The organism is Planosporangium mesophilum (assembly GCF_016863255.1).
GTDB classification, from domain to species: Bacteria; Actinomycetota; Actinomycetes; order Mycobacteriales; family Micromonosporaceae; genus Planosporangium; species Planosporangium mesophilum.
Window position 1 is genome coordinate 1 of record NZ_BOON01000085.1, and the last position, 6,745, is coordinate 6,745.

At 70.7% G+C, this 6,745-nt stretch carries 8 protein-coding genes; 1 reads left to right on the forward strand and 7 read right to left on the reverse strand.

All coding sequences use genetic code 11. From position 1 onward, the window contains the following. Positions 1-22: 22 nt before the first annotated feature. Genes paaD through paaA form a run of 4 tightly spaced genes read right to left on the reverse strand, consistent with a single transcriptional unit; the run spans position 23 to position 2,536 of the window. Positions 23-487: a 1,2-phenylacetyl-CoA epoxidase subunit PaaD gene (gene paaD, locus Pme01_RS30475; protein WP_168114040.1), complete on the reverse strand. Its 465-nt coding sequence runs from the start codon at positions 485-487 to the stop codon at positions 23-25. Next, positions 481-1,191, reverse strand: coding sequence for a 1,2-phenylacetyl-CoA epoxidase subunit PaaC (gene paaC, locus Pme01_RS30480; RefSeq protein WP_168113536.1), 711 nt, complete (start codon positions 1,189-1,191; stop codon positions 481-483). Before paaC ends, paaD begins: the two co-directional genes overlap by 7 nt. Continuing rightward, positions 1,188-1,466 (reverse strand): 1,2-phenylacetyl-CoA epoxidase subunit PaaB, encoded by a 279-nt coding sequence (gene paaB, locus Pme01_RS30485; protein WP_168113537.1) that lies wholly within the window; start codon positions 1,464-1,466, stop codon positions 1,188-1,190. Before paaB ends, paaC begins: the two co-directional genes overlap by 4 nt. Beyond that, a complete protein-coding gene (gene paaA, locus Pme01_RS30490) occupies positions 1,463-2,536 on the reverse strand; it encodes a 1,2-phenylacetyl-CoA epoxidase subunit PaaA (protein ID WP_168113538.1) in 1,074 nt (357 codons plus the stop codon). Before paaA ends, paaB begins: the two co-directional genes overlap by 4 nt. A 325-nt stretch (positions 2,537-2,861) precedes the next feature. Between paaA and Pme01_RS30495 the strand changes: the two genes are divergently transcribed. Beyond that, the gene (locus Pme01_RS30495) at positions 2,862-3,731 is read left to right on the forward strand and encodes a hypothetical protein (protein WP_373315557.1); all 870 of its coding nucleotides are present in this window, start codon (positions 2,862-2,864) and stop codon (positions 3,729-3,731) included. A 40-nt stretch (positions 3,732-3,771) separates the two neighbouring features. Here the strand turns inward: Pme01_RS30495 and Pme01_RS30500 are convergent, their stop codons facing one another. The 3 genes from Pme01_RS30500 to Pme01_RS30505 are packed head-to-tail and all read right to left on the reverse strand — an operon-like array spanning position 3,772 to position 6,587. Beyond that, positions 3,772-4,620: a menaquinone biosynthetic enzyme MqnA/MqnD family protein gene (locus tag Pme01_RS30500; protein ID WP_239088562.1), complete on the reverse strand. Its 849-nt coding sequence runs from the start codon at positions 4,618-4,620 to the stop codon at positions 3,772-3,774. 23 nt (positions 4,621-4,643) lie between these two features. Then, positions 4,644-5,981: an MFS transporter gene (locus Pme01_RS31345; protein WP_239088563.1), complete on the reverse strand. Its 1,338-nt coding sequence runs from the start codon at positions 5,979-5,981 to the stop codon at positions 4,644-4,646. A gap of 9 nt (positions 5,982-5,990) precedes the next feature. Further along, entirely contained in the window at positions 5,991-6,587 is a 597-nt protein-coding gene (locus Pme01_RS30505; RefSeq protein ID WP_239088564.1) for an ArsR/SmtB family transcription factor, read from the reverse strand. Positions 6,588-6,745 lie beyond the last annotated feature (158 nt).

The window sequence follows — 6,745 nt, forward strand, 5'->3', positions numbered from 1 at the left end:
CGCGTACGTCCTTCCCGACCCATCACAACGCCTTCACGTGGTCGAACGGCTCCTCGCACGACCGGCAGCGCCAGAGCGCCTTGCACGCGGTCGAGCCGAAGCGCGACAGCTCCTCGGTTTCGGGCGAGCCGCAGCGCGGGCAGCGCACCCGGACCGTCAGGGCGACCGGGCCCCGGGACGGCCCCGGCGGCGAGATCCCCGCCTCGGCCAGCTTGTCCCGGCCGGCCGAACTGATCCAGTCGGTGCTCCACGCCGGTCGCAACGCGGTCACCACCTCGACATCGTCATAACCGGCGGCCCCCAGCGCGTGCCGGATGTCGGCCCGGATCACGTCCATGGCGGGGCAGCCGGAGTACGTGGGCGTGATGGTGACGGTGACGTGCGAGCCGTCGACCGTCACGTCGCGGAGGATCCCGAGGTCGTCGATGGTCACGATGCGAAGCTCCGGGTCCACGACCGCGGCCACGGTGTCGTACACGCTCACCAGCGCGCCCCCGGGTGCGCCCGGTGCAGCACCTGCATCTCCGCCAGCAGGTACGACAGGTGCTCGCTGTGCAGGCCCTGACGGCCGCCGCCGGGCGCCCAGCCGCCGTCGGCGGGTCGGGTCAGCGTCGCCTCGTCCAGTACCCGGCCCACCGTCTCCATCCACTGCGGGCGCAGCGAAGCGTGTTCGCCGTCGAAGAGTTCATGCGTGTACGGCCAGAGCCGGTCGACGGCGTCCTGCGCGCGCCGGTGCGACTCGTCCGTTCCGTCGCCCAGCCGTACGGTCCACAGCGACGCGTGGTCGAGGTGGTACGCCGACTCCTTGCGGGCCTTGTCGGCGATGGCCGAGAGCCGCTCGTCGTCGGACCCGGCGAGCCAGTCGTACAGCGGCTTCTGGTACGCCGACAGGAACAGCAGCTTGACCATCGTGACCGCGAAGTCCGACTCGGGCAGCTCGACCAGCAGGCAGTTGCGGAACTCGCGGTCGTCGCGCAGGTACGCCAACGCGTCCTCGTCGCGCCCCGCGCCCTCCCGCTCGCCGGCGTACGTGAGCAGCAGGCGAGCCACGCCGAGCTGGTCGAGGGCGATGTTGGCCAGCGCCACGTCCTCTTCCATCTCGGGCGCCCGCGCGGCCCACTCCGCCAGCCGCTGCGCCGCGACGAGCGCGTCGTCGCCGAGGCCCAGCACGTACTCGAAGGAGCTGCTCATATGTGGCCGGCGCCTTCCGGTACGTCGTAGAAGGTCGGGTGCCGGTACACCTTGTCGGCGGCCGGGTCGAAGAAGCTGTCCTTCTCGTCGGGGCTGCTCGCGGTGATGGCCGTGGCCGGCACGACCCAGAGCGAGACGCCCTCCTGGCGGCGGGTGTACAGGTCACGCGCGTTGCGCAGGGCCAGCTCCGCGTCGGGGGCGTGCAGGCTGCCGACGTGCGTGTGCGCCAATCCGCGGCGGGGCCGCACGAACACTTCCCACAGTGGCTGGGTCACGCCGCTACCTCCGGTACCCGCGCGGCCCGCTTCGCGGCATAGGCGGCCGCGGCCTCCCGTACCCATGCGCCTTCTTCGTGTGCCCGGCGGCGGTGCTCCATGCGCTGCCGGTTGCAGGGCCCGTTGCCCTTGATGACCTGCATCAGCTCGTCGTAGTCGGGCTCGGTGTAGTCGTAGTGCCCGCGCTCGGCGTTCCAGCGCAGCTCCGGATCGGGCAGTTCGAGCCCCAGTACGGACGCCTGCTGCACGCACATGTCGACGAAGCGCTGGCGCAGCCCGTCGTTGGAGAAGCGCTTGATCTTCCACGCCATGGACCGCTCCGAGTGGGTGGAGTCGGAGTCCGGCGGCCCGAACATCGCCAGCGACGGGTACCACCAGCGGTTGATCGCGTCCTGGGCCATCGCCTTCTGCGAGTCGGTGCCCTGCGCCAGGGTGTACAGGATCTCGTACCCCTGCCGCTGGTGGAACGACTCCTCCTTGCAGATGCGGATCATGGCCCGGGCGTAGGGACCGTACGAGCAGCGGCACAGCGGCACCTGGTTGACGATCGCCGCGCCGTCGACCAGCCAACCGACCGCACCCACGTCGGCCCAGGTCAGGGTCGGGTAGTTGAAGATCGACGAGTACTTCTGCCGCCCGTTGAGGAGCATCCCGACCAGCTCCTCGCGGGAGATTCCCAGCGTTTCGGCGGCGGCGTACAGGTACAGCCCGTGCCCGGCCTCGTCCTGCACCTTGGCCAGCAGAATCGCCTTGCGCTTCAGCGAGGGCGCACGGGAGATCCAGTTGCCCTCCGGCTGCATGCCGATGATCTCGGAGTGCGCGTGCTGGGCGATCTGGCGGATCAGCCCCCGCCGGTACTCCTCAGGCATCCAGTCACGTGGCTCGATCTTCTGGTCGGCCTCGATGACGGCGTCGAAGTAACCCTGGAGCCGGTTGTCGCCACTCACGCGCCGCTCGGACGCCGACCTCAGTTCCCGCTCGGCAGCCTCGACCTGCTCGAGCAGGGTCCCGCCGGCTGTGCTCTCACAACACCCGGCGCCGCCGGCTTCCGCGAAGTCGTTGCCGTACACCCCCTCAGTGTTACAGCCACCGACGGCATTAGCAATGCGCTGTAACAAGCAACCTTTCGGGGGCGGTCAGGCGTTTCAACCGACCCGATCACCCGCCCATCACCGGTCTGCGGATATGTTCGGGCGGGTCCACACGGAGGGTGACGATCATGAATGAACGGACCTCTGAGCGTGAACCAGGGTCGCGACTGGCCCGTACCCCATTTACGTCCGATACTCTGCGACGGGCGCTCCCGCCCTCCACAGCCCTCAGGAGTCTCCCGTGCCTCTCCGCGTGACCAGGCCCGTCACGGTGTTCGCCGTGGCTGTTGCCACGGTCGCCGTGATGCTGGCGGTTCCGGGCGTACGCGCGAAGGTGATCGACGGGCTGCACCTGCGCGACGATGCCGCCGGGGCCGCGACGATCCTCCCGGACGGCACGGTGAAGGGCCACGGCAACCTCCGTATCGCCGCCCAGCCGGCCCCGCCGGCGCTGCCCACCCTGGTCGGGGGGCGCGGGGTGACCGTCGAGACGAAGGGCTTCGCCTCCTGGGCGCTGATGGACCGCAAGACCGGCAAGATCAGCGGGTCGTCCAACTACATCTCGGGCACCAACAGCACCGAGTCGATGATCAAGGTCTGGCTCACCTCGGACTACCTGCGGCTACTGGGCAGCAAGCAGCCCACGGCGCAGCGGCTGGCGGAGCTGAGCCGGATGATCCGGGACAGCGACGACGACGCCGCCCAGGACATCTACCAGGTCAACGGCCGCAACACCACGATCAAGCGGATGATCAGCATCTGCGGCCTCACCGAGACGACCATGGTCAACGGCTGGTGGAGCAAGACCCAGGTCAGCGCCAGGGACGCGGTACGGCTGGGTCAGTGCGTGGCCAGCGGTAAGGCAGCCGGGTCCAAGTGGACCAGCTGGGTGCTCAGCGAGATGCGGCAGGTGCGCGGCACGGTCGCCCAGGAGCCCAACGGCGGGCGCTGGGGGATCATCGACGCCCTTCCCCCGGAGCTGGCGCAGGACGTCGCGATCAAGAACGGCTGGACGCTCCTGTTCGAAGACGGCAACTGGCACGTCAACTGCCTGGCCGTCCACTCGGACTGGGTGCTCTCGGTCCTCACCCGCTACCCGGGCGGCCTCGGCAAGAAGTACGGGGCGGCCCTGTGCCAGAAGGTCGCGGCGCAGCTGCTGGTCTACCCGAAGTAGCCGGTTGCCGGCCCGCCCCCGGGACAGGCCGGCGAGCCGGTCAGCCCTCGAAGAACCGCGGGCCGTCGGCCGGCAGTGCGGGTACCGCCCCCAGCTCGGCCGCACGGCGCGCGAACTCCCGCAGCCCCTCCACCTGCCGCGTTCCGAGCGAGAAGTCGAGGGCGCGGAAGTACGAGGCGAGGGTCGCCGCGTCGAACGGCTCCCATCTCGCCGCCGCCGTCGCCACCTCGTCCAGCTCGCGCAGCGACAGGTCACGCGACCGCAGGAACGCCTCGTGAACCTCCTTGACCCGGCCCGGGTTGGCCTCGGCGAAGTCGCGCCTGACCGCCCACACGGCGAAGACCATGGGCAGGCCGGTCCACTCGCGCCAGGCCTGCCCGAGGTCGGTGACGGCGAGACCCTGCCGGGGCGCCTCGTACAGCGCGCGCAGCGCCACGTCGCCGATCAGCGCCGCGGCGTCGGCCTCCAGCAGCATCGCGGTGAGGTCGGGCGGGCACCGGAAGTAGTTCGGGGTCGCGCCGTAGTGACCGGCGAGGAGCATCTGGGCCAGGAGCACGCCGGTACGCGACGTCGAGCCGAGCGCGACCGGCCGGCCGTCCAGCTCGGCCAGCGGTCGCGTGGACACGAGATTGACCGACAGCACCGGCCCGTCGCTGCCCACCGCGATGTCCGGCAGCAGGAGCAGCTGGTCGGCGTTGCGCAGGTACTCGACCAGCGAGATCGGTCCGATGTCGAGGTCACCGGCGACCAGCGCGGTGTTGAGCCGGTCCGGGGTGTCCTTGTGCAGGTCCACGTCGATCAGCGCGCCCGAGCGCATGAGCCCCCAGTACAGCGGGAGGCAGTTGAGGAACTGGATGTGCCCGACTCTGGGCCGACGCTCGACGCTCACGGTTTCCCACCGTAGCGGTCGCGTCAGACCACCGTCGCCGTGGCCGGGCTGGAGGGGCCCTCGGCCACAGCGACGGTGGTGTCCCTGGCGCCTTCCCGGGCGCCTTCCCGGGTGTCGGCTCGCTCCCGGCGGACGGCCCGCAGCATCGGCAGCACACAGACCGCCACCGCGGCGACTCCGAGGAGTCCACTCGCGACCAGTAACGTCCCCGGCGCGAACCGGTCGACGAGTACCCCGCCGGCGACGAAGCCGGCGATGTTGGCGGCGTGGGCGATCGCGCCGAAGTACCCGAACGCCCGACCGCGTACCGCGGCCGGAGCGCGCCTGGAGACCAGCACCGCCATGATGCTGTTCTCCACGCCGTTGCAGGCTCCGCCGAGTACGAACAGGGCCATCAGCCACCAGACGTTCGGCACCAGGCCGGCCAGCGCGATAACCACGGACGTCACGATGAGCGAAACGGTCATCAGCAACGCGTACCCGCTGTCGTCGGTACGTCGGCGGGCGACCAGCCAGGAGCCGATGGCCAGTGCCCCGGTCCAGGTCGCGCCGACCACCCCGTACATCGCCGTGGAGGCGTGCAGGGTCTCGCGTACGAAGAAGACCTCCACCACGTTGGTGCTGCTGATGACCGCGATGACCAGGCCGACCATCACCACCAGCGGCATCAGCAGCCGGTCGCGCGACAGGCTCCAGGGCGGAGGCGGGACTCCGGCGTTGGCCGGGTTCACCAGGTTGACGGCAGCGGTGTCGACCGGGTCAGCGACGCGGGCCGAGGGCCGTCTGCGGGTCGCGATGAACAGGCCGGCGACGATGATGCCGAGGAACGTCGCGCCGTCGAGCAGCAGTGGAGCGCCCAGCCCGTACGCGCCGAGCAGCAGGCCGGCCACCGGCGGGCCGGCGAGCATGCCGATCGAGGACGCGGTCTGCATGGTGGCCGTCGCCCGGGGCAGGTCGTCGACGCGCACCATGTCGGGCAGCAGGGCCGCGAACGTCGGTTGGGTCACCGAGGCACCGGCCGCCACCACCGCGACGAGCGCGACCAGCACCGGGACCGACCCGGTCATGGCCATCGCCACGCAGCAGGCGGCCTGCACGAGCCCGACCACGGTCAGCAGCAGCCTGCTGTCCACGCGGTCGACCAGGCGTCCGCTCAGCGGCGCGAGCAGCACCAGCGGGGCGCTGGACGCGACCAGTACCGCCGCGATCGCCGCACCGCCCTCTCCCCGCCCCTGGAGGGCGAGCAGCAGGGCCGTGGCGGCCAGCAGGTCGCCGCCGATCGACGCGCCACGGGCGATCGCGGCGATGTACACATCGCGCCAGCGGGACGGGGGAACGACCGACGCAGACGTGAAGGACATATTTCGAAACTAAGGCTTCACATCTCCGGACGCAAGGCGGTCGATGGGAAAAGCCCAATAGCTGACAGCAACCGGCCGGGCGCCCTCCGGTGTACTGAGCCGTCGCATGAGCGAGTACGGCTTGATCAGCTCTTCTATCGCCTCGTTGAGCTGCTGCAACTCGTCCGCGGTGACCACGATGTGGGTCTTGCTGAGCCGGGAGGCGGCGTACCACTCCGGATCCTCCGACGCCGCGACCTCCCACCACTGCCGGGCCTGCGCCTCGTCCCGGGCGAGCAGCGCGTCCGTCAGGAGCCGCCCCGCGTCCAGCACCTCCGGTGGGTCGTTCGGGCCGGCGTCTAACTGGATCCTGCGGCCGGTCCGCTTCCACACCCGCTCCCGGCCGTCGCCCCGACTCGGCGCCTCCTCCACCAACTCGTACTTGGCCAGGGCGCGCAGGTGGTAGCTGGTCGCGCTCGGCGACAAGCCGACGATCTGCGCGAACTGGGTCGCGGTCCCGGTCTGTCCGGTCGCGAGGGCATCCATGATCGCCAGTCGGGCGGGGTGGGCCAGGGCCCGCATCACGCGGGGATCACGGATCCGGAGCGGGGGCTGTTCCTCGGTCACGTGGATAGCGTGCCTGGTCACCCGGATCGGCGTACACCTGCCCTCCACTCGCCGGGCAGCAGCGCCTCAGCTCGTGGAAGACCGGACGGCGCCGCTGCGGCCGCCGGATCGTGACCGCGCTCATCGCCGCTCCGTTCCGGGCCGCGCACCGGGGTGCC